Annotated in this window: 24 protein-coding genes; 5 read left to right on the plus strand and 19 right to left on the minus strand. The window is 72.5% G+C overall.

All coding sequences use genetic code 11. The annotated features are described in order from the left end of the window. Positions 1-363 (minus strand): hypothetical protein (locus KDK95_RS05965; protein WP_212517004.1); only part of this gene is annotated, 363 nt, incomplete at its 3' end. 197 nt (positions 364-560) lie between these two features. On the opposite strand from KDK95_RS05965, the gene KDK95_RS05970 reads away from it, so the two are divergent. Further along, positions 561-1,217 (plus strand): ATP-binding cassette domain-containing protein, encoded by a 657-nt coding sequence (locus tag KDK95_RS05970; protein ID WP_212517005.1) that lies wholly within the window; start codon positions 561-563, stop codon positions 1,215-1,217. A gap of 106 nt (positions 1,218-1,323) precedes the next feature. Here the strand turns inward: KDK95_RS05970 and hemB are convergent, their stop codons facing one another. The 6 genes from hemB to KDK95_RS06000 form a co-directional block, all read right to left on the minus strand. Continuing rightward, a complete protein-coding gene (hemB, locus tag KDK95_RS05975; protein WP_212517006.1) occupies positions 1,324-2,301 on the minus strand; it encodes a porphobilinogen synthase in 978 nt (325 codons plus the stop codon). A gap of 51 nt (positions 2,302-2,352) precedes the next feature. Next, complete coding sequence (locus tag KDK95_RS05980; protein ID WP_212517007.1) at positions 2,353-4,146, minus strand: bifunctional uroporphyrinogen-III C-methyltransferase/uroporphyrinogen-III synthase; 1,794 nt, start codon at positions 4,144-4,146, stop codon at positions 2,353-2,355. 14 nt (positions 4,147-4,160) lie between these two features. After that, the gene (gene hemC / locus KDK95_RS05985; protein ID WP_212517008.1) at positions 4,161-5,120 is read right to left on the minus strand and encodes a hydroxymethylbilane synthase; all 960 of its coding nucleotides are present in this window, start codon (positions 5,118-5,120) and stop codon (positions 4,161-4,163) included. Further along, positions 5,120-6,433 (minus strand): glutamyl-tRNA reductase, encoded by a 1,314-nt coding sequence (locus tag KDK95_RS05990; RefSeq protein ID WP_212517009.1) that lies wholly within the window; start codon positions 6,431-6,433, stop codon positions 5,120-5,122. Before KDK95_RS05990 ends, hemC begins: the two co-directional genes overlap by 1 nt. Continuing rightward, positions 6,430-7,230 (minus strand): redox-sensing transcriptional repressor Rex, encoded by an 801-nt coding sequence (locus KDK95_RS05995; protein WP_249160420.1) that lies wholly within the window; start codon positions 7,228-7,230, stop codon positions 6,430-6,432. The genes KDK95_RS05990 and KDK95_RS05995 overlap by 4 nt, the downstream gene beginning before the upstream one ends. Positions 7,231-7,540: 310 nt before the next feature. After that, positions 7,541-7,783, minus strand: a complete 243-nt coding sequence (locus tag KDK95_RS06000) for a glutaredoxin family protein (RefSeq protein ID WP_212517011.1) — start codon at positions 7,781-7,783, stop codon at positions 7,541-7,543. A 109-nt stretch (positions 7,784-7,892) separates the two neighbouring features. Here KDK95_RS06000 and KDK95_RS06005 point away from each other — a divergent pair, with 109 nt between their 5' ends. The 3 genes from KDK95_RS06005 (at position 7,893) to KDK95_RS06015 (ending at position 11,463) form a co-directional block, all read left to right on the plus strand. Continuing rightward, positions 7,893-8,741, plus strand: coding sequence for an HAD family hydrolase (locus KDK95_RS06005; RefSeq protein WP_212517012.1), 849 nt, complete (start codon positions 7,893-7,895; stop codon positions 8,739-8,741). Positions 8,742-9,062: 321 nt separating this feature from the next. After that, on the plus strand, positions 9,063-9,812 hold the full coding sequence (locus KDK95_RS06010; RefSeq protein WP_307844191.1) for an ECF subfamily RNA polymerase sigma factor, BldN family: 750 nt from the start codon (positions 9,063-9,065) through the stop codon (positions 9,810-9,812). A 358-nt stretch (positions 9,813-10,170) separates the two neighbouring features. Further along, positions 10,171-11,463: a DUF5667 domain-containing protein gene (locus KDK95_RS06015; protein ID WP_212517013.1), complete on the plus strand. Its 1,293-nt coding sequence runs from the start codon at positions 10,171-10,173 to the stop codon at positions 11,461-11,463. A 69-nt stretch (positions 11,464-11,532) separates the two neighbouring features. Here KDK95_RS06015 and KDK95_RS06020 read toward each other — a convergent pair whose 3' ends face one another. The 9 genes from KDK95_RS06020 to KDK95_RS06060 form a co-directional block, all read right to left on the minus strand. Beyond that, on the minus strand, positions 11,533-12,204 hold the full coding sequence (locus KDK95_RS06020) for a hypothetical protein (RefSeq protein WP_212517014.1): 672 nt from the start codon (positions 12,202-12,204) through the stop codon (positions 11,533-11,535). 12 nt (positions 12,205-12,216) lie between these two features. Beyond that, positions 12,217-12,753, minus strand: coding sequence for a SigE family RNA polymerase sigma factor (locus KDK95_RS06025; protein ID WP_307844193.1), 537 nt, complete (start codon positions 12,751-12,753; stop codon positions 12,217-12,219). A 52-nt stretch (positions 12,754-12,805) separates the two neighbouring features. Further along, entirely contained in the window at positions 12,806-13,357 is a 552-nt protein-coding gene (locus KDK95_RS06030) for a hypothetical protein (RefSeq protein WP_212517016.1), read from the minus strand. Between the two features lie 29 nt (positions 13,358-13,386). Then, the gene (locus tag KDK95_RS06035) at positions 13,387-14,244 is read right to left on the minus strand and encodes a lysophospholipid acyltransferase family protein (RefSeq protein WP_307844195.1); all 858 of its coding nucleotides are present in this window, start codon (positions 14,242-14,244) and stop codon (positions 13,387-13,389) included. Further along, positions 14,237-15,298 (minus strand): NAD-dependent epimerase/dehydratase family protein, encoded by a 1,062-nt coding sequence (locus tag KDK95_RS06040; RefSeq protein ID WP_212517018.1) that lies wholly within the window; start codon positions 15,296-15,298, stop codon positions 14,237-14,239. The genes KDK95_RS06035 and KDK95_RS06040 overlap by 8 nt, the downstream gene beginning before the upstream one ends. Before the next feature lie 20 nt (positions 15,299-15,318). Beyond that, positions 15,319-15,417 (minus strand): 30S ribosomal protein bS22, encoded by a 99-nt coding sequence (locus KDK95_RS06045; protein ID WP_018654693.1) that lies wholly within the window; start codon positions 15,415-15,417, stop codon positions 15,319-15,321. 147 nt (positions 15,418-15,564) lie between these two features. Next, a complete protein-coding gene (locus KDK95_RS06050) occupies positions 15,565-15,738 on the minus strand; it encodes a helix-turn-helix domain-containing protein (RefSeq protein ID WP_212517093.1) in 174 nt (57 codons plus the stop codon). A gap of 345 nt (positions 15,739-16,083) precedes the next feature. Continuing rightward, on the minus strand, positions 16,084-16,923 hold the full coding sequence (locus KDK95_RS06055; protein ID WP_212517019.1) for a phosphatase: 840 nt from the start codon (positions 16,921-16,923) through the stop codon (positions 16,084-16,086). Between the two features lie 119 nt (positions 16,924-17,042). Beyond that, positions 17,043-17,255 (minus strand): hypothetical protein, encoded by a 213-nt coding sequence (locus tag KDK95_RS06060; protein WP_212517020.1) that lies wholly within the window; start codon positions 17,253-17,255, stop codon positions 17,043-17,045. A 279-nt stretch (positions 17,256-17,534) separates the two neighbouring features. Here KDK95_RS06060 and KDK95_RS06065 point away from each other — a divergent pair, with 279 nt between their 5' ends. Next, positions 17,535-18,647 carry a DUF4037 domain-containing protein gene (locus KDK95_RS06065; protein ID WP_212517094.1) on the plus strand — a complete coding sequence of 371 codons (1,113 nt, stop codon included), beginning with the start codon at positions 17,535-17,537 and terminating at the stop codon, positions 18,645-18,647. Here the strand turns inward: KDK95_RS06065 and KDK95_RS06070 are convergent. The 3 genes from KDK95_RS06070 to KDK95_RS06080 form a co-directional block, all read right to left on the minus strand. Further along, the gene (locus KDK95_RS06070; RefSeq protein WP_212517021.1) at positions 18,611-19,822 is read right to left on the minus strand and encodes an MFS transporter; all 1,212 of its coding nucleotides are present in this window, start codon (positions 19,820-19,822) and stop codon (positions 18,611-18,613) included. The two genes, KDK95_RS06065 and KDK95_RS06070, sit on opposite strands and share 37 nt — an antisense overlap. A gap of 147 nt (positions 19,823-19,969) precedes the next feature. After that, on the minus strand, positions 19,970-20,779 hold the full coding sequence (gene proC, locus KDK95_RS06075) for a pyrroline-5-carboxylate reductase (RefSeq protein WP_212517022.1): 810 nt from the start codon (positions 20,777-20,779) through the stop codon (positions 19,970-19,972). Positions 20,780-20,823: 44 nt separating this feature from the next. Next, complete coding sequence (locus KDK95_RS06080; RefSeq protein ID WP_212517023.1) at positions 20,824-21,663, minus strand: sugar phosphate isomerase/epimerase family protein; 840 nt, start codon at positions 21,661-21,663, stop codon at positions 20,824-20,826. Positions 21,664-21,857: the final 194 nt, after the last annotated feature.

The following is a 21,857-nucleotide window of genomic DNA, read 5'->3' on the forward strand; positions in this document are numbered from 1 at the left end:
GTTGGCGGGGGCGGCCGGGTAGGGCAGGCCGTAGGCGGCGGCCGGGTACCGCGGCGGCTCTGCCGTCCGGCCGAACAGCATGCGCAGCGTCACGCCGCGCTGCAGGCAGAAGAACGCCACGCCGAAGACCGTGACGCTCGCCTGCATCACGTACTGCAGGATCTCCTCGAGAGCGGTGACCGGGCCGGTGATCTGGTCGGCTCCGGCGTTCGGGTCGTGGAGCAGGATGAGCGCGCTGAGGATGCCGAGACCGAAGGACGGTATGTACACGGCGAGGATCTCGCCGAGCGCGCGCGGCAGCGGGATGCGGCGCCCGACGGCAGGCCCCGGCCGGCCGCTCGGTATCTGGACTCCGTTATCCACGCGCCACGAACCTCACATCTCTCGCCACCGCTCGACAAGGCCCCACCCCTCGAGTTTGCTTTGTATCACGAGTCCGGTCCACGTGCCTGAGAGCGACCGAGAGACGGGGGCCGGATCAGGGAGCGGGTCGAGGGCCGGGCGACGGCAATCGGCCCGCGAGCCCGGCAGCCATCCCTCGGTCGCTCGTGGGGAGCGGGATGCTCAGTATTCGTCAGGTCAGCGCGGGATACCCGGGCGTGCCCGTGCTCACCGAGCTGAGCCTGGAGGTGCCCGCCGGGCGGCTGACCGGACTGATCGGTGCGAACGGCGCGGGCAAGTCCACGCTGTTCGACGTCGTCTGCGGACGGCTGCGGGCCCGGCGCGGACGGATCCTGCTCGACGGCCGGGACGTCACCCGAACGCCCACGCACCGCCGGGCGCGGCTCGGCCTGGGCCGCACCTACCAGCGGCTGGAGGTGTTCGGTTCGCTGAGCGTGGCCGAGAACCTGCTGGTCGCCGCGCGGGCCACCGGAGCCGAGGACCCCGCGCGCGCGGTCGCCGAGACCCTCCGCCGGCTCGGTCTCGCCGACTTCGCCGCGTACCCGGCCGGGAAGCTGCCCACCGGCGTCGCCCGGCTGGTCGAGATCGCCCGCGCGCTCGCCGGGGGCGCCGGCGTGCTGCTGCTGGACGAACCGTCCTCGGGCATGGCGGCGGCCGAGCTGGCCGAGTTCGCCGAGAGCCTGCGGGCGCTCGCCGCGGACGGCCTGGCGCTGCTCATGATCGAGCACGACCTGGAGCTGGTGGACGCGGTCTGCGACGACGTGTACGAGCTACGGGACGGCCAGGTCCTGCCGAGGGCCGGCCGGCCCGACTAGGCGGGCCCGGCCTGGCCGCATGCAGCGCGGTGCGGCCCCTCGCGCCGTCCACGGCTGTGGACGGCGCTGGCGGACCTCCGCTCCGTGGCAGCGCGGCGCTGGCGGACTAACCGAGCAGCCGGATGGCGTCGACGGCCCAGTAGGTGAGGATGACGCTGGCCCCCGCGCGGCGAAGCGAGGTGAGCGTCTCCAGGATCGCGCGCTCGCGGTCGATCCAGCCGTTCGCCGCGGCCGCCTCGACCATCGAGTACTCGCCGGAGATCTGGTAGGCCGCGACCGGCACGTCCACCTCGGCGGCGACGCGGGTGATGATGTCGAGGTAGGGCAGCCCGGGCTTGACCATCACCAGGTCCGCGCCCTCCTCGACGTCGAGGCGCACCTCGCGCAGCGCCTCGACGGCGTTCGCGTAGTCCTGCTGGTAGGTCTTGCGGTCGCCCGCGAGCTGCGACTCCACGGCGTCGCGGAACGGGCCGTAGAACGCCGAGGCGTACTTGGCCGAGTAGGCGATCATCCCGGTGTCCTGGTAGCCGGCGTCGTCGAGGACGCGGCGGACGTAGCCGACCTGACCGTCCATCATGCCGCTCGGGCCGAGCAGGTGGGCGCCCGCCTCGGCCTGCGCGATCGCCATGTCGCCGTAGCGCTCCAGCGTCGCGTCGTTGTCGACCGTGCCGTCGTCCTTGAGCACGCCGCAGTGGCCGTGGTCGGTGAACTCGTCCAGGCACAGGTCGCTCATGATCACGGTCTCGTCGCCGACCTCGTCGGCGACCGCGCGCAGCGTGCGCTGCAGGATGCCGTCCCGGTCGGTGCCCGCGCTGCCGATCGCGTCCCGGTGCTCGGGGACGGCGAAGAGCATCAGCCCGCCGACGCCCGCGGCCACCGCCTCGCGGGCGGCCTTGCGCACGCTCGCCAGCGTGTGCTGGACCACGCCCGGCATCGAGGCGATCGGGGCCGGCTCGGCCAGGCCCTCCTTCACGAACATCGGCAGCACCAGGTCGCCCGGGTGCACCCGGGTCTCGGCGACCAGCCGGCGCATCGCGGCGGTCGTCCGCAGCCGTCGCGGGCGGTACGGAAGGTCGATTGCCATGGCGCTACTCCTGCTGCTGCTGCGGGAAATCCGGGTCCTGCGGCTCCGATCCTACGCCCGGCGGCGCCGTGCCCGGGTCCGTTCCGAGGGACGGGTGACCGGGTCCCCGGCCTCGATCTGCGCCGCCCGGCGGGCCGCGCCGAACTCGGCCAGCGCCTCGGCCAGCGCCGCCGCGCTCGGCGTCGGGGCCAGCACGTCCACCCGCAGGCCGTGCTCCTTGGCGGTCGCCGCGGTCTGCGGGCCGATGCAGGTGATCACGGTCGCGGCGTGCGGCTTGCCCGCGATGCCGACCAGGTTGCGCACCGTCGAGGACGAGGTGAACAGGACCGCGTCGAAGCCGCCGCCCTTGATCGCCTCGCGGATCGACTCGGCCGGCGGCGCGGCGCGCACGGTCCGGTAGGCGGTCACGTCGTCCACCTCCCAGCCGAGCTCGACCAGGCCGGCCGAGAGGGTCTCGGTGGCGATGTCGGCGCGCGGCAAAAAGACCCGCTCGATCGGGTCGAAGGCCGGGTCGAAGGCCGGGAACTCGGCCAGCAGGCCGGCCGCCGACTGCTCGCCCTCCGGCACCAGGTCCGGCACGACGCCGAAGGCCTTGAGCGCCAGCGCGGTCTGCTCGCCGACCGCGGCGACCTTGATCCCGGCGAACGCGCGGGCGTCGAGGCCGTAGTCCTCGAACTTCTCGCGCACCGCCTTGACGGCGTTGGCCGAGGTGAACGCGACCCACTCGTAGCGGCCGGTGACCAGGCCCTTGACCGCGCGCTCCATCTGCTGCGGGGTGCGCGGCGGCTCGACCGAGATGGTCGGCACCTCGGTGGGCACCGCGCCGTACCGGCGCAGCTGCTCGGAGAGCGCGCCCGCCTGCTCCTTGGTGCGCGGCACCAGCACGCGCCAGCCGAACAGCGGCTTGCTCTCGTACCAGGACAGTTCCGTGCGCTGCTCCACGACCGCTCCGACCACGACGACGGTGTTCGGGCCGAGGCAGGAGACCCGCTCGGCCTTGAGGGCGGCGGTGATCCGGTCCAGCGAGCCGGTCACGGTGCGCTGCGAGGTGAGCGAGCCGTCCACGGTCACCGCCACCGGCGTGCCGCCGGGGCGGCCGGCCGCCAGCAGCTCGGCGGCCACCTCGTCGATCCGGTCGCCGACGCCCTGCAGCACCAGCGTAGACGCGCTCGCGCCGGCCTCGCCGAGCTGGCGGTGCCAGTCCGACCAGGCGGTGAAGTCCTCGCCGGCCAGCGGGTGCGGGGCCGAGAGCAGCCGCACGTCGCCGATCGAGCCGCGGCTGAGCGGGATCCCGGCGAACATCGGCACCGCGGTGGCCCTGGCCAGCCCGGGCACGACCTCGAAGGGCACCTCGCCCTTGACGCACGCGGCGGCCTCGGCCTCCAGCGGGCTGAACAGGCCGGGGTCGCCGTCCAGCAGGCGCACCACGTGCCGGCCCTCGGCGACCGCCTCGGCCATCGCGTGCAGCACCTGCTCGGGACAGCAGGAGTGGCCGGGCGCGACCGGGGCGCCGTCCGCGCCGCCGAGCTCGATCACCCGCACGTCGGGGCGGGCCAGCGGCCGGAACCGCTCGAGCAGCGCCTGGTCGAGCACCAGCACGTCGGCCTCGGCGAGCGCGGCCGCGCCGCGCACGGTCAGCAGGTCCGGGTCGCCGGGGCCGGCGCCGACGAAGCTCACCCGGGCCTGGTGGGCCGGGCGCTGCCGCGCGGCGGACTCGGCGGCGTGCGCCTCGGCCTCCTCGGGCCGCCGCTCGGGCGCGACCGGCAGCGGCGCGCCGTCCAGCGCACCCTCGATCTTCTCCAGCGGCGTCAGCGTGCCGCCACCGACCGGGACGGTCGCGGTCATGGTGCGAAGGGCGCTCACTGTGCTTCTCCCAGCTGCTGAGTCATCAAGGCCGCGGCGCCCTGCGCCAGCAGCCGGTCGGCGAGCTCGGCGCCCAGTCGGGCCGCCTGCTCCACCGGGCCGGTCAACGAGCCGCGCACGCTGGCGGGCGCGCCCGTCGGGTTCGGGTCCGCCGAGGCGACGATCCCGGTCACGATCAGTTCCCGCTCGTCGTCGTGCCGCGGCAGCGCGTAGCCGCCGACCGGGGCGGAGCAGCCCGCCTCCAGCGTGGCCAGCAGCGCGCGCTCGGCGACCACGGCGGCCCGGGTGGGCGCGTGGTCCAGCGGGGCGAGCAGCCCGCTCATCTCCGCGTCGTCCGCGCGGCACTCCACCCCGAGGGCGCCCTGGCCCGGGCAGGGCAGGAAGTCCGCCGGGTCGAGCAGGTCGGTGGCCTCGGCGATCCGGCCGAGGCGGTTGAGGCCGGCGTACGCCAGCACCACCGCGTCCAGCTTCCCGGACTCGACGAAGCCGACCCGGGTATCCACGTTCCCGCGCACCGGGACCACCTCCAGGTCGGGGCGCGCGATCCGCAGCTGCGCGGCGCGGCGGTTGGAGCCCGTGCCGATGCGGGCGCCGGCGGGCAGATCGGCCAGCTTCCGGCCGTCCCTGGCGACCAGCACGTCGCGCACGTCCTCCCGCTCCGGCACCGCGGCCAGCGACAGGCCCTCGGCCGCGGCGGTCGGCAGGTCCTTGAGCGAGTGCACGACGAAGTCGACCTCGCCGCGCAGCAGCGCCTCGCGCAGCGCGTTGACGAACACGCCGGTGCCGCCGATCTGCGAGAGCAGCTCGTTGGTGGCCTGCGAGGTGTCTCCGTAGGTGGTGATCTCCACCAGCTCGACGGCGTGCCCGGTGGCGGCGGTCAGGGCCGCCGCGACCATGCCGGACTGGGTCATGGCCAGCTTCGAGCGCCGGGTGCCGAGCCTGAGGGTCCTGGTCATCACTGGTTCTCCGTTGGCTCGGCGCGGCTGACCGCCACCGCCGTGCCGGGATCGAGGTTGAAGAGTTCGCGCAGCGCCTGCGCGTAGGTGACGCCGCCGTCGGCCACGGCGAGCTGCTTGACCCGCACCGTCGGCTCGTGCAGCAGCTTGTCGACGACCCGCCGCACGGTCTGCTCGACCTCCGCCCGGGTGCGCTCGTCCAGCCCCGCGGTGCGGCCGTGGAAGCGGCTCAGCTCGGCCGAGACCAGCTCGGCGGCCATGCACCGCAGCGCGGTCACCGTCGGGGCGACGGTGCTCGCCGTGCGCAGCTTGCGGTAGGCCTCGAGCTCGGCCTCGACGATCTCCTTGACCGCCTCCAGGCTGTCGTCGCCCGGGCCCTCGGCCGTCGCGGCCTTCTGCGCCTCGGCGATCAGCTCGAGGTCGATCAGCGCGGCCCCGGCCAGGCGGCCGATCGCCGGGTCGAGGTCGCGCGGCAGGGCCAGGTCGATCAGGGTGACCGGCCGCTCGGAGCCGGCCCGGGCGGCGGAGAACCGCTCGGCCGTCAGCACCAGCTCGGTGGCGCCGGTGCAGGAGAGGATCAGGTCGGCGTCGGCGAGGGCCGTGGGCAGCTCCGACAGCGGCGCGGCGGTGCCGTTCACCGCCGCGGCGAGCCGCTCGGCCCGCTCCGGGGTGCGGTTCACGACGGTGAGCGCGGCCTCCGGGTAGCGGCGCAGGATCGTGGTGGCGGCCAGCGCGGACATCGAGCCCGCCCCGACGACGACCGCGCGGCGCGGGGCCGGCGCTCCCTCGGCGACGGCCAGGTCGAGCGCGGCGGTGACCAGCGACTGCCCGGCCCGGTCCAGGGCCGTCTCGCTGTGCGCGCGCTTGCCGACCCGCAGCGCCTGCTGCATCAGCTCGTTGAGGACGGGGCCCGCGGTGCCGGCCTGCTGCCCGAGCGCGAGCGCGGTGCGCAGCTGGCCGAGGATCTGCGGCTCGCCGACCACCATCGAGTCCAGGCCGCAGGCGACGGTGAACATGTGCCAGGCCGCCCGGTCGTCGTAGTGCACGTAGAAGTGCTGGGTGAGCACATCCCGCGGAACGGTCGTGTACTGGGCGAGCAGCTCGGAGATCCCGGCGAGCGCGCCGTGGAACTTGGAGACCTCGGCGTAGACCTCGAGGCGGTTGCACGTGGCGACCGCGACGGCCTCGGAGACGTGCTCGGACCCGACCACGTCGCCGAGCAGCTTGACCGCAAGCTCCTCGGTGAGCGCGGTCTGCTCGAGCAGCCGAACCGGTGCGGTTCTATGCGAGAGCCCTATGACCAGGAGACTCATGCGGGTTGCACCTCATTCAATTCGGACGCGGAGCGCTGCCGGATCGGGGGCTCCGCCGGGCGGCGCACCTGCGCCTGCTCCGCGTCGGGGTCCGGGTTGACCGGATCCTCGCGCAGCGCGCTGCGGACGGTTCGCGCGCCCCGCGGGTGCTGCCCGTCCGCGGATTTGCGCTGCTCGTGGAAGGCGAGGATCTGCAGCTCGATGGACAGGTCCACCTTGCGCAGGTCGACCCCGTCGGGCACGGTGACCACGGTCGGGGCGAAGTTGAGGATCGAGGTGACGCCCGCGGCGACCAGCCGGTCGGCCACCGACTGCGCGGCGGCCGGCGGCACGGCGATCACCGCGATGGAGATGCCGAGCTCCGCGATGATCTCGTCGAGCTCGTCGACGTGCCGGATCACCAGGCCGGCCACCCGGTTGCCGGACAGCCGCGGGTCGGCGTCGAACAGGGCCGCGATCCGGAAGCCGCGGGAGACGAAGCCGCCGTAGTTGGCGAGCGCGTGGCCGAGGTTTCCGATGCCGATGATCGCGACCGGCCAGTCCAGGCTCAGGCCGAGCTCGCGGGAGATCTGGTAGATGAGGTACTCGACGTCGTAGCCGACGCCGCGGGTCCCGTAGGAGCCGAGGAACGACAGGTCCTTGCGCAGCTTCGCCGAGTTCACGCCGGCGACGCCCGCCAGCTCCTCGGAGGAGACGGTCGCGGTGCCGCGGTCCTGCAGCGTGCGCAGGGCGCGCAGGTAGACGGGCAACCGTGCGACGGTCGCCTCGGGGATGGCGGCCATACCAGGACTGCTCATGCTGGCCATGCTGCTCCCGGTCGCGCTCGTGGAACTGTGAGTGAATAGGTGTATGAGGCGGTAACACTGCGAGCCGGGTGAGCGGTTGTTGTTACTTCCTCAGCACTCACGAAGAAGCGTAGGACCTTGTGAAGGCGCGCACAAAGTTCCTGACCGAATTGTTAGAAACCTCCGATTTACCCCACTCACCCCCTACGCCCTATCTGACCTGCGGAAACGCCCGCGAAGGACCTTGGGCCCCGCGGACGTGCGACTGAAGTCACAGGCCGCTCCCAGGCGGCGCGGCCGCCGCGAGGCCCCTGAGGCCCCGTCAGCCGCCGAGCGCGGCCCGCAGCCGGGCCTCGTCGACCTTCCAGAAGTCGTGCCGCCTGCCGTCCACGAGGGTCACCGGGATGAGGTCCCAGTAGTCCTCCTTGAGTCCAGGGTCGGCGTTGATGTCATACTCGACCCAGCCGACCCCGAGATCCGCGGCCACCTTCGCGACGATCTCGCGGGCCGCGTCGCACAGGTGGCAGCCCGGCTTGCCGATGAGCGTGATGCGGGTGTCGTCCATGGGACGATTTTCCCACTCCCGCGCACCCCCGCGTGACGTGGGCGTCGACTGCGCGCCCGCCACCCTTCTCGTCACGGAAACGTCGCGGTCGCGATCTCCCGGTAGGGTCATGAGGGTGACAGTGCGCCCTGCTCCCAGCGCGGCCGCCGAGGAGTCGCCGCTACCGGTGGTCCGTTGCCCGCGGCCGACCGCCGCCGCGTTCTTCGACCTCGACAACACCCTCATCCGCGGCGCCTCGCTGTTCCACGTGGCCCGCGGCTTCGCGAAGGCCCGCTTCGTCAGCCCCCTCGACATAGCCAGGTTCGCCGGGCACCAGGCCGTCTTCCGGCTGCGCGGGGAGCGGGCCGGCCAGGTGACGAGCACCCGCGAGCGGGCGCTGGCGCTGGCCGCCGGGCACACCGCGCACGAGATGCGCGAGCTGTGCCGGCACATATACGACGACTACCTCGCCGAGAAGATCTGGCCAGGCACCAGGGCTTTGGCCGACCTGCACCGCCGCCGCGGCGAGCCGGTGTGGCTGGTGACCGCCTCGCCGATCGAGCTGGCCGAGATCATCGCGGACCGGCTCGGCCTCGACGGCGCCCTGGGCACCCGGATCGAGGAGATCGAGGGCAAGTACACCGGGAAGCTGATCGGCGAGCCGCTGCACGGGCCGGCGAAGGGCGCCGCGGTGCACGAGCTCGCCGAGCGGATGGGCTACGACCTGACGGCCTGCCACGCGTACTCGGACTCGGCCAACGACCTGCCGATGCTCACCCTGGTCGGCCACCCGCACGCGGTCAACCCGGACCACCGGCTGCGCGAGCGGGCCGAGTCAGAGGGCTGGCCGGTCACCGACTACCGCACCGGCACGAAGCTGCTGCGCGCCTCGCTGCCCCCGGCCGCGATCACCGGCGCCGCGACCGGAGCGGTGGCCGCGGGCGTCGCTCTGGCCAAACGCGCACGGGCGAAGTCGTGACGACGTGCCGTAGCGATCCGGTCACTTAGGGGTATCCTCGTATCTCGTCCTGACGGTTCATCACCATCGTCGACGCGCGAAGTGGGTATTGCCGTCAAAGCCGCACACAGCGGGGTCCGGTCCGCCTACTATGGGTGATCGGATCGCGCTGGACGCGGGGTCCAACGGACCACGAGCGGAACGAGCCGCCCGGTGTCGGCAGCCCACGCGGACGCCCGGACGGAGACGAGGCAGTGCGCACCGGAACCGCATGGCTTGTCGATGCAGTATTACAAGCGTCACAAGCCGTGCCGAACGGCGCACCCGAGCACCTGGAGCCTTGTGCACCGAGACGTCAGCGCCGACCGCTTAGGCCTCGGCGGCCTGCGAGCGGCCGTGCTCGCGATGACGGCCGGGGCGGTCCCCCAACCGCCCCGGCCGCTCAGCGCGGGCGCGGCCGTCAGCTCCCCGCCGGCGCCCCCCGCCCGCGGCGGCACCGGGCCGAGGCCGGCGGCCCAGCCGGAGCCGCCGCGCCCGGACGCGGAGTCCGCACGCATGCTCGCGCTCGTCGAGCGGGCGCAGGAGGGCGACGGCGAGGCCTTCGGAAGGCTCTACGACGCGTACGTGGACACCGTCTACCGGTACATCTACTACCGCGTCTCGAACAAGGCGCTGGCCGAGGACCTCACCAGCGAGACCTTCCTGCGCGCGCTGCGCCGGATCTCCACCTTCACCTGGCAGGGCCGCGACTTCGGCGCCTGGCTGGTGACCATCGCGCGCAACCTGGTCGCCGACCACTTCAAGTCCTCCCGCCACCGCCTCGAGGTGCCCACCGGCGAGATGCTCGACTCGGACCAGACCGAGGCCAGCCCGGAGGACTCGGTCCTCGCCTACCTCTCCAACCGCGCCCTGCTCGACGCGGTCAAGCAGCTCAACAGCCAGCAGCAGGAGTGCGTCACGCTGCGCTTCCTGCACGGGCTCTCGGTCGCCGAGACCGCGCAGATCATGGGCAAGAACGACGGCGCGATCAAGACCCTGCAGTACCGCGCCATCCGCACGCTCGCCCGGCTGCTCCCGGCGGACCTTCGGTGAGCGCCGCGCCCGGCCGAATAGACCGGCCGCTTCGCCGATCCGCCCTGCGCCCGGCCCCGGACGCCGGGGTACGGCGCGCCGGGGAGGCACGCTGCGTGCCCGCCTCCGTAACTCCCGGTGGCCCCCGCTCGTTATCGGGGGTGACGCCGCGGTGTCCCGGTCGCCCTGCCCGTTCGAGTTCCACTCGAACGAGTGAAATAGGGGGCCCTGGGACTGTCCCGGGGTGTCCCGGGCACAACCAAACCCGCCCGGCGCGTGTCGAACGCGGTGACGAACCTCCGCGCTCGGCGATGCGGGCGGGGGCGGTCCGGGCTCGGCCTGGGTCGGAACGGGAGCAGTGGAGGAGGTGGCAGGCGCGATGAACGACCGGCAGCAGGCCGAGCAGTTCGCGGCGCTGGTGGAAGCACACGCCGCGAGCCGCGCCGACGGCCACACCGGCCAGGCCGGCCGCGCCGGCGACGGGGCGCACGCCGTGGGGCGCGTGAACGGATCGGCCGTCGGCAGAGGAGCGCACGGAGCGCACGGGGGCGGCGGGGAGGGTGCGCTCGGGTCGCTGGTGGCCCTGGCCGAGCGGGTCTCGACGGCCGCGTACGCGGTGCCGGGCCCGGGCGTGGATTTCCGGGACGCGCTGCGCGCCCGGCTGGTCGCCGAGGCGCCGGCGCTGGTGGCCGAGGGCGCGGCGGCCGGCCGCCGCTCCGGCTCCCGGGTGCCCGCGCAACGGGCCGGCCGCGGCCGCGGCGGGGCCCGGCATTCGGCAGACACGAAGGCCGGCGTGTTCACCGGCATCTCCGCGTCCTGGCGCCGCCGGCTGCTCGCGGCCGGGGTGGGCGTGGCCGTGGCGACGGGCTCGGTCGGCGGCATCGCGATCGCCTCGGCCGGAGCGGTTCCGGGAGATCCCTTGTACAACGCCAAGAAGATCTTCGAGTCGCTGCAGCTGTCCCTGTCCGGCTCGCCGACCGACCAGGGCCGCGACTACCTGCACCTCGCGGACGTGCGGCTCGGCGAGATCGACGCGCTGCTGCAGCGCCCGGACGTGGACCAGCCGGGCTCGCAGACCCAGCAACTGCTCAAGGACACGCTCAGCGACCTGCGCACGATGGTCACCAACGGCGGGGACCTGCTGCTGGCCCAGGTGCAGCAGAACGGCGACCAGACGGCCTTGCACGCGCTCTCCGACTTCCTGCTGACGGAGCGTCAGCGCGTCGAGGACCTGAGCTGGCGGCTGCCGGCGGTCCTGCAGTCGCAGCCCCCGCAGATCGTCGCGCTGATGGACCAGTACTCGCGCGAACTGCAGGCGGCGGCGCAGAAGGCGGCGAACCACGCGCAGGGCCCGGGCCTCGGCCAGACCGGCGCCGCCGGCCAGCCCGGCGGCGGCGACGCGAGCAGCGCCGCGCCCTCGGCGACCGGCTCCGCGACGGCCGCCGGCTCCGCGAGCGCGAGCGACACGGCGAGCAAGTCCGCGTCCTCGGCGAAGTCGTCCTCCAGCACCTCGGCGAGCGCCAGCCCGAAGTCGAGCTCGACGATAAGCGTCGCCGTCGGGGGCAACGTGCTGCCCTCGATAGGAGTCACCATTCCCAGCGTGCTCGGTCTGCCCGAGATCGACGTCAATCTCGGCGGAGGTTCGTCGGCGAGCTCCTCGCCGACGAGCTAGCGCCCGAGCCGGAGCGGAGGTACGGCGAAGGGCCGCGGTTCGCACCGCGGCCCTTCGCCGTTTCCCTCGCTATTTCGGCAGGTCGTCGAGCACCTTGGTCCACACGTTCGCGGTGAGCATCTGCTCGATCTGACCGATGGAGAACGGCTGGGCCGCACTCCCCGCCAGATGGCCGCGCGAGGACACGCTGACGGAGATCGTCGCGTCGTCGCCGGGCAGCCACGCGTAGATCTCGATGGTCTCCGGAGAGGCGCCGTCGACCGTCGCGGTGCTGCATCGGAGTACGGCGGTGCACGCCGGCCACTTGTCCTCGCCACGCTGGATATCGACGTAGACCGTGTACTGCCTGCCTGACACGAGGACGTTCGCCGTGGCCTGCGTGGACCACGACTTCGAGTCCCCGGCGTGATACCCCTCCGCGGTCACTGCTCCCGTGATCTTCGCGTTCGACGGCAGCGCGGCCTCGTACGCGGCGATCATGTAGTCCCGGTTCACCGGCCCGCTCAGCACGCTCGCCGTCGCCGTCGTGTGGGCTCCGTAGTGCGCGGTCGTGATCAGTGCTCCTCCCGCGGCCAGCACGACGGCCCCGGCCAGTCCCGTGCCCAGAGCCCGATTGCGCTTGATCCGCCGCCCGCGCCGCACGGCCTCCCCGTACAGCACCTCGGTCGGCGGCGGCTCGACGGAGAGCGCGGCGTCGTGCAGCGCCGCGCTGAGACTCGTCGGCTCTCCGATGATCGACATATCCGGGCCTCCTCAGCTCTCTGCGAATTCGATGAAGTCGGCGCCGAGCTGCTCGCGCACCCGGGCCAGCGCCCGGAAGCAGCGCGAACGCACCGCGCTCTCGGTGAGCCGGAGCGCGGCGGCGGTGTCCTCGACGGTGCGGTCGTCCCAGAAGCGGAGCACCAGCACCGCGCGGTCCAGCTCCGGCAGTCTGGCGAGCGCGTCCAGCAGCGTCAGCCGCAGCTCGACGTCCACGCCGTCGGCCGGCGCGTCACCCAGATGCTCGGTCGGCCGCTCGGAGCTGCTCCTCCTGCGCCGCATCGAGATGAAGGTGTTGACGAGCGTGGTCTGCGCGTAGCCGGACGGATTGTCGATCCGCCGACGCCGGCCCCACTTCGGGTACATCCGGCCGAGGGTCTCCTGCACGAGGTCCTCGGCCAGGTGCGTGTCACCGCCGGTGAGCAGGCAGGCGGTGCGGTAGAGATGCGCACCCCGCGACGCGACGAAGGCCTGGAAGTCCTCCGGATCCACGGCCGCCGGGTCGCCGTTCGGGTTCGACGTTGCTCTCACACCCGAATGACGCTGCGAGACCACTGTTTTGTCGCACCCTTCGGATGATCCGTCAGTAGGACTCGAAGGCGACGGCCTTCCCATGCGCGTCGAGCGGCTTCGGGACGGCGAGCAGCGTGCCGTCGGAGGCCGGCAGCTGATAGGGGCCGGCCCAGACCCAGTAGCTCGCGGCGGGCAGCCCGGCGCCGCTCGGCAGCGCCTGCGTCTTGAGCGTGATCTTGCTGGTCACCTGCACCGACACCGCGGCGGAAGGCACCGGGCCGAACAGGACGGCCACGGTCGGCGGGCCGTTCGTGCCGTTCGAGGCGCTGAGGTAGTACGTCTTGCCCTGCGTCTTCGCGTTGAAGCCGCACTGGCTTCCCGACATCTCGCCGGCGGCGATGTCGTTGCGCGCGGTGTACGGGCCCGAGCGGTTCCCCATGCCCATGCACAGCTGGCCGGAGTCCTCCCAGGCCCACAGGTTCCAGTCGACGTTGTCGGTGGTGCCGCTGTCGACGAGCACCGCGCTGTTCTCGCCGTCCGGCGCCGGGGCGGTGGACGAGCAGCCGGCCAGCGCGGCGGCGGCCAGCAGTACGGCAGCCGAGACGGCCGCGGTCTTGATCATGTGATTTTTTCCCAGCCCCTGAGCCGCGGTCAGAAGAAGACCGAGCGACGCTGCAGCAGCACCCGGTAGAGCGTGTCCTGGATGCTCTCGCGCACCTGGTCGGTGAGATTGAACACCAGCATCGGATCGTCGGCCTCGGCGGGGTCGTATCCGGAGGTGTCGATCGGCTCGCCGAACACGATGTACCACTTGGACGGCAGCGGGACCAGGCCCAGCGGGCCGAGCCACGGGAAGGTCGGGGTGACCGGGACGTAGGGCAGGCCGAGCAGCCGGGCCAGGGGCTTGATGTCGCCGATCTTGGGATAGATCTCCTCGGCGCCGACGATCGCGGTCGGGATGATCGGCGCGCCGGTGCGCAGCGCGGCCGAGACGAAGCCGCCGCGGCCGAAGCGCTGCAGCCGGTAGCGCTCGGAGAAGGGCTTGCCGATCCCCTTGAAGCCCTCCGGCCACACCCCGACGACCTCGCCCGCGCCGAGCAGCCGCAGCGCGTCCGGGTTGCAGGCCAGCGTGTGCCCGGCCTTGCGCGCGTAGGAGCCGACGTACGGCATGGTGAACACGACGTCCGCCGCCAGCATCCGCAGATGCCGCCCGACCGGGTGGTGGTCCCACAGCGCGATCTGGGTCATCAGCGCGTCCAGCGGCAGCGTGCCGGAGTGGTTGGCGACGATCAGCGCGCCGCCGTCGCTCGGCACCCGCTCCAGGCCGCGCGCCTCGACCCTGAAGTACTTCTCGTACAGCGGCCGGATGACGTTGAGCAGCACGTTCTCGGTCAGGTCGGGGTCGAAGCCGAACTCGTCGACCTCGTACTCCCCGGTGATCCTGCGGCGCAGGAACGCCAGCCCGCGCGCCGCCCGGCGCTCCCAGGCCGCGGAGTTCGGCTCACCCACGGTTCCCACCGTCCTGCGCGTGCTTCTCCAGCAGCGTGATCAGCCGCTGCTCGGCGCCGCGGACCGCCTCCGGCGGGATCAGCGGCCTGATGCCTGCGGTCCTGGCGTGCTCGGCCACCGCCTGAGCGGTGGTGTACCGCGGGGTGAAGCCGAAGCGCTCGGTCATCCGGGTAGTGTCCAGCACCCGCCCGTAGGTCAGCAGCTCCAACTGGTCCCCGGTGAAGTCGGCGACGCCCACCTGGCGCAGCGCCCGGCCGAGCCAGGGCGCGGCGAAGCGCGGCAGCGGCACGGTGGCCCTGCCGAGCCGGCGGGCGAGCTGGGAGAGGGTCAGCGACCCGGAACCGGCCACGTTGTAGACCCCCGGATGGGCCCCGGACGCGGCGAGCCGCAGCGCCCGGACCACGTCCTCGATGTGCACGAACTGCAGCCGCGGGTCGAAGCCCGCCATGGTGGGCAGCACAGGCAGTGCCAGGTACTCGGAGAACGGGCTGCGCACGCCGTCGCCGAGGTGGCCGGCGAAGCGCAGCACGGTCACCGAGACGTCGGGACGGCGCCGCGCGAAGCCGCGCACGTACTCCTCGACCTCGACGCAGTCCTTGCCGTAGCCCGAACGGGGCGGCCGATGCGGCTGGGTGTCCTCGGTGAAATACGCCGGATCGCGCGGCGCGCAGCCGTAGACCGCGGCCGAGGACTTGACCACCAGGCGGCGCACCGACGGCGCCCGCTGGCAGGCCGCCAGCAGCTGCATGGTGCCGATGACGTTGCGCTCCTTCATCACCGAGCGCCCGCCCGCCTGGCCGGGCGCGGCGAGCACGTCGAGGTGCAGCACCGTGTCCGGGCGGGTCTTAGCGATCAGCGTGGCGATGGCCGGGGCGCGCAGGTCGAGCCGGACGTGCTCCACCCCGTCCACCGCGAGGTCGGGGTCAGGCTCGGACAGGTCCACCGCGAGCACGCGGCGGCCCTGTCCGTGGGCGGCGAGGTCGCGCAGCACCGCGGCGCCGAGCCGACGGGCGGCACCGGTCACCAGCAGGGTGCGGTCGGACGCGGACGTCATCGTGCGCCGAGGAGCGCCGGCTACTTCTTGTTGCGACGCTGGATGCGCGTCTTCTTGAGCAGCTTGCGGTGCTTCTTCTTGGCCATACGCTTGCGACGCTTCTTGATGACAGAGCCCACGTCGGGTCCCTCGCTCACTTCTTCACATGGAGCAGCAGGTGCTGCGGACATAGAACAGGGAACCAGGGTACCTGTCCGCAGCCGCTGCTGGGAAAACGGGGCTTGGAGTGCGGGCAGAGCGCGGGGAGAGTTCGCCGGCCGGTCCGGTCACTGGCTCTCGACGTAGGCCGCCGACAGGTACTCGCGGACCGCCTTGGCGGGCACCCGGAACGAGCGGCCGACCCGCACCGCGGGCAGTTCGCCCGAGTGGACCATCCGGTAGACCGTCATCTTCGAGACCCGCATGACGCCGGCGACCTCGGCCACCGTCAGGAAGGCCATGTCGCTCAGGTCGATGTCGGCCGCGAGGATCGGACGGTTGGTGCGTGCTGCGTCTGATTCGGTCATAGAGGCTCCACGCTCATGCTGTCGTTGGGCAGGCGAAGGGGATGGGCACGAGAGGGTAGGCGCCCTCCCAAGCGCCCCGGCGCCGTCCCGTCTGTGTGTGCGCTTCGTTCCTAAGCGTAGTTGGGTCAGGTGTGGAAGGGGAGGCCTTAGCGCAGAAAAAGGGAGTTTTCGCCGAAGCCGGAACACGGCGATTCCGGTGCGAAGCAGGCAAAAAGGCTAGCACGGGCGTCGATGAGGGCTCTGATTCCGGCGCCGGGACCCCTCGCCCGGTGCTGCGCCTCAGGACTCTGCAATTGCGCGCGCGGTGTCGATCCTCGCGAGTACGTAGTCCCCGAGCGGCTCGTACACGGCCGGGTCCAGGCCGTCGTCCAGCGGCACGGCGACCCGGACCGTCCCCTCGTATTCGCCCACGAACAGCGCCGGGTCGTTGCAGTCGGCGAAGCCGACGGCGTCGACGCCGGCCTGACCGGCGCCGCCGCACCAGCCGTGGTCCGCCACCACCAGGTCGGGCAGCGGGACGCCGTCGGCGGCGAGCGCGGCGAAGGTGGCGCGGATCGGGCGCGCGGAGTGGCTGTGCACCGGGCCGTCCGCGTCCTCCAGCGCGGCGACGTCGCCCGTGCCGCCGGCGCCGACGGCGGCCGAGTAGCCGATCGTCAGCCGGCGCGTGCCGTAGCGCGAGGTCGCGTCGTAGCCCCAGCCCTCCCCGGCGCGCAGGATCGGGCAGCCGTGGCCGCGCAGCGCGTCGGCGAAGCGCTGGTAGAGCCGGGCGAGCGGGGACGGATGGCCGGTGGCGAAGTAGACGGTCTCGCCGCGCACGGCGGCCGCCGCCAGTCGGTCGGCGTACCGGTCGAGCGCGCCGACGGTGAGCTCGGGGCCGATGGTGTCGGCCCCGGCCCGGTGCAGCGGATCCGGGCTCACCCCGACGCGCTCCGCCATGAGCTCGAGCACGGATTCGGCCGTCCAGCGGCGGGACGGGTCGAGGCCGAGCAGGTAGTAGGGGTCGCGGTCGGCCATCAGCCGGTAGTGCAGCAGGTTGTTCTCCCGCGCCGTCGCCACCCGGCCCGCGATCCCCGACGCGGTCAGGTGGGCGAGCAGGGCGGACCGGTCCGGCGGGTTCATGGTCACGACTGTAGCGGGCGCGCACCGCTTCGGCCCCGGATCCGAGGGTTCGGAGATCTCCGGGGCCGAAGTCAGTGTTCTGGTGTCAGCTCAGCATTGTCCGGGTGCGCTCGTATCGACTACCTCCCGCCGGAATCCGCGGCACGCGCGGAGTCCATCTCGCTGCGCAGCCGGCGCGCCGCGCGCACCGGATGCCGCATGGCCAGCAACAGCATTCCCGGTCCGACGAGCAGGAGTCCGGGTCCGCAGCAGGTGGCCGGACCGAGGCAGCAGCCCTCACCGCCGCGTCCCCAGCCCATGCCGCGGGGCGGCGGCCCGCCGGGACCGCCCATGCCGAAGCCTCCGCCGAAGCCGCCGGGCCCGCCCGGTCCGCCGGGTCTGCCCGGACCTCCGCCGGGACCGCCGCCCGGACCGCCGCCCCATCCCATCGCGTACCTCCCGCTAGTTCGCGCATCTCCGATCTCCGTCGTCGGTACCGATGCTGCCGCCGCTTTCTGGGAGCCGTCCTCATGAGGGCCTTGAACTTGTCCAAGAGATTCCCGGGTGCCGGATGAGAGCGAGAACTTGATCACGGCTTAACCCGTTGCGGCGCCGTCCGCGACCCGCAGATGATGCGGGGCGTGGATCAACGCTTCGTTCCCGGTCTTGAGCTCTCTGCGCGGTTCTATACCGACGCCGTCGCTCCCCTCCTGCGCCGGTACTTCGGTGCGGTGCCGCACTCGGCAGCACGCATCGGTACCGGGTCCGAGGTGCTCGGCTTCGATACCGAGCGGTCCGCGGATCACGAGTGGGGGCCGCGGCTGCAGCTCTTCCTGGGCGAGGAGGACAACGCCGCGTACGCGGAGTCGATCCGCGAGATGCTCTCCGAGCGGCTGCCCAAGACCTTCCTGGGCTATCCCACGCATTTCGCCGCGGACGACGAGGGCGGCCCGGTCCGGCACATGCGGGCGACCGACGGACCCGTCTACCACCGCGTCGACGTCGCATCGGTCGGCGCTTGGTACGTCGGGCGCCTCGGTTTCGATCCGCGAGCCGGGATCACCACGTCCGACTGGCTTGCCGCACCGACTCAGACTCTGGCGGAGGAGACTGCCGGCGTCGTCGTACACGACGGGCTCGGGGAGCTCGAGACGGCGCGTGCGCGGCTGGCTTGGTATCCGGAGGACGTGTGGCGGTACGTCCTGGCGTGTCAGTGGAAGCGCATCTCGCAGGAAGAGGCGTTCGTCGGGCGGGCCGGCGAGGTCGGCGATGAGCTCGGGTCGGCGATCGTCGCGGCACGGATCGCGCGTGATCTGATGCGGCTGGCGTTGCTGATCAACCGCCGATATCCGCCTTACGGCAAGTGGCTCGGCACCGCGTTCAGCCGGCTGCCGATCGCGGCTGAGTTGAGTCCGCTGCTCGCCGCGACACTCGCGGCGACGGAGTGGCACGAGCGTGAACGGCCGCTTGGCGACGCGTATGAGCTGGTCGCCGGCGCGTGCAACGGGCTCGGGCTGAGTGCGGCGGTCGATCCGGCTACCCGGAACTACCACGGACGGCCGTTCCGGGTCCTGCACGCCGAGCGGTTCACCGCGGCGTTGCTCGACAGCGTGACCGACGCCGACATCAGGGCTTTACCGCAGATCGGCGCCGTCGATCAGTACGTCGACAGCACCGACTTCCTGATGCGGGCGCCCTCAGGTCATCTCTACGCGGGGACGGTCCGGTTCTCGTTGAAGCCGTAGGCGAACACGAACATCAGGACCGAGAGACCGCAGGGGATCGCCCAGCCCGGCCGGTAGGGCATCCCGGCCTGCCAGAGGCTGGTCAGCAGCGGGGCGCCGAGCAGGAAGCCTACGTAGTTGAAGACGTTGAGGCGGGCCACCGCGATGCCGGTCTCGTGCGGGTCGAGGCGGCCGGCCGCGGCGAAGGTGAGCGGGGCCATGACGGAGATCCCGAGGCCCACGATGGCGAATCCGGCGAGCGCGACCCAGGCGTCGGGCGCGATGCCGACGACGATGAAGCCGAGCACCGCGCACACCGCCGCGGTGCGCGCGATCAGCACGCCGCCGAAGCGATCGGTGAGCTTGTCGCCGGAGAAGCGGCCGATCATCAGCGGCACGGAGTAGACCGCGTACACGGCGGTGTACTGCCAGCCGTGCGCCATCAGCTCCTTCTCCATGTAGACGCCGCCGGCGCTGGAGACCGTCGAGTCGCCGAGGTACGCCATCGCGATGACGGCGCAGATCGCGCCCATCGGCTTCCACGGGATCTTGATGGTCTTCGACTCGGCGGAGAGCGTCTCGTCGCCGATGCCGCGCAGCAGGCGCGGGCCGAAGGCGAGCAGGATCGGCACGATGACGATGAACGAGCCGAGGTAGAGGTTGCTGTAGACCTTGCCGTCGAACTTCGCGGTCAGCGAGGCGGCCGCGGAGCCGGCGAACGCGCCGAGCGCCCAGGCGCCGTGGAAGGCCAGGATGATGGACCGGCCGTAGCGCTTCTGCAGGGCCACGGCCTGCATGTTCGACGTCGCGTCCACGCCGCCGAGGACGAGCCCGAACAGCGCGAGCACCGGCAGCATCAGCACGAAGCTCGTCGTGTAGCCGGCCAGCAGGATGGCGAACAGCACCAGCACCTGGCAGTAGCGCAGCACCACGCTGGTGCTGTACCGGCTGACCAGCATGCCCGCGAGCACCGAGCCGACGCCCGCGATGACCGGGACGACGGCGAGCAGGATCGAGAGCGTGCCGTCGTCGATCTTCAGCCTGCTCTGGATGTTGGCGACCTCGCTGGTCAGTGCCGCGAAGGCGAAGCCCTGGGCGCCGAAGGCCACGAAGGTGGCGCCCCGCGCGCGACGCAGCACGTCATCCACGACGGGATGCGCCGCGGGCTTCGACGCGGAGGCGTCGGTCGTGGCCATTCTGCTCCTCCAAGCTCGCTGGTCGCGTCAGCGTATGCGGGATGGAGAGGCCGGGGAAGACCCCGGCACCAAAATGTGATCCTGGGTTCACGTTGACCGTCCGCCCGTCCCGCCGCGCGGTTCCGGCCGATGCGCCGCGCCCCGCTCTCAGCTGCCCGAAGCCAGCTCCCGCGAGCGGTCCCGGGCGGCCTCGAGCGCCTCGAGCAGCGCGGCCCGGACGCCGTGCCGCTCCAGCTCGCGGATCGCCGCGATGGTGGTGCCGGCCGGAGAGGTGACCGCCTCGCGCAGCTTCACCGGGTGCTCGCCGGAGTCGCGCAGCATCACACCCGCGCCGACGGCCGACTGCACGATCAGGTCGTGCGCCGTGGTCCGCGGCAGGCCGAGCAGGATCCCGGCGTCGATCATCGCCTCGACCAGGAAGTAGAAGTACGCCGGTCCCGAGCCGGAGAGCGCGGTCACCGCGTCCTGCTGCGACTCCGGGACGCGGATGGTCTTGCCGACCGGGCGGAAGATCTCCTCCGTGCGCCGCAGGTGCTCCTCGGTGGCGTGCGCGCCCGGCGAGATCGCCGACATCGCCTCGTCCACCAGCACCGGCGTGTTCGTCATCACGCGCACCACCGGCAGGCCCTCGACGCCGAGCTGCGCGGCCACGTACGCGGTCGTGATGCCGGCCGCGCCCGAGATGACGAGGCGGTCAGCCGGGACGTGCGGCGCGAGTTCGGCCAGCAGCGTGCCCATGTCCTGCGGCTTGACGGTCAGGATGAGCGTGTCGGCGTGCTTGGCCGCGTCCGCGTTGCCCACCGAGGCCACGCCGTACCGCTCGGCCAGCTCCGCCGCCCGCTCCGGCCGGCGCGCGGTGACGACGACCTCGTCCACCGGCTTGCCCGCGCGCAGCAGCCCGGAGACCAGCGCCTCGCCCATCTTCCCGGTGCCCAGCACCGCGATCCGCCGACCCATGCCCACTCGCTCCACTCGTTGCCCGACCGGTCCGCGACCGGCCGCTAGACCGTGATCTGCTTCGCTTCGCCCGCGCTGTCCGCATCGCCGAGCACGAGGTGCCGCCGCGCGTACGTCAGCGCCTCGGCGAGGTCCGCGTCCCGCGCCTCCTGATTCGCCGCGCGACGCGTGTTGACCTCGAGTACCACGTTGCCGTCGAAGCCGTTGCGCCCCAGCAGCCCGAGGATCTCGGCGCACGGCTGCGTGCCGCGGCCCGGGACGAGGTGCTCGTCCGAGTTCGAGCCGGAGCCGTCGGCCAGGTGCAGGTGCGCGAGGCGATGCCCCATCCTGCCGAGCATCCCCATGGTGTCCATCCGGGACGTGGCCGAGTGCGAGAGGTCCAGCGTGAAGTGCGGGTAGTCCTCCTCGGTCGGGTCCCAGCCCGGCGAGTACGCCTCGACCCGGCGCTCCCCGATCACCGGGGTCTTGGCCCGCCACGGGTACATGTTCTCGACCGCGAAGCGGATGTCCGTCTCCTGCTGCATCCGCCGCAGCCCGGCCACGAACTCGTTCGCGTACTTGCCCTGCCAGACGAACGGCGGGTGCACGACGACGGTGGACGCGCCGAGCTCCTCGGCGACCATGCGGGCCTTGATGAGCTTGCCCCACGGGTCGGTGCCCCAGACCCGCTGCAGGTTCAGCCAGAACAGGCAGGGCGCGTGCACCGCCAGGATCGGCATGTTCAGCCCATCGCGCAGCCGGCGCAGGGAGTCGATCGACTGGCTCACCGGGTCGTTGGTCACCATGACCTCGACGCCGTCGTAGCCGAGCCGTTGCGCCGTCGCGAATCCGGTGGCCGTGTTCTCCGGGTAGACCGAGATGGTGGAGAGAGCGACCTTCGGCATAGCCACTCGTTCCACCGCGCCGCTACCGCTGACCGCCCATGTCACGTGTCCGAGAGTAGCTCAGCCGCGCCTCGGCGTCAGAGGCACTCTTCGGGCAGGCCGTCCAACCTTCGGTGAATGGTTCACCGACTCGCGCAGCGCCCACGGCGAGACGTCGGCCTCAGAGCCACTCTTCGGGCAGGCCGTCCAGCCTG

Origin of the sequence: Actinospica acidithermotolerans, from assembly GCF_018139625.1 — a bacterium.
GTDB classification, from domain to species: domain Bacteria; phylum Actinomycetota; class Actinomycetes; order Streptomycetales; family Catenulisporaceae; genus Actinospica; species Actinospica acidithermotolerans.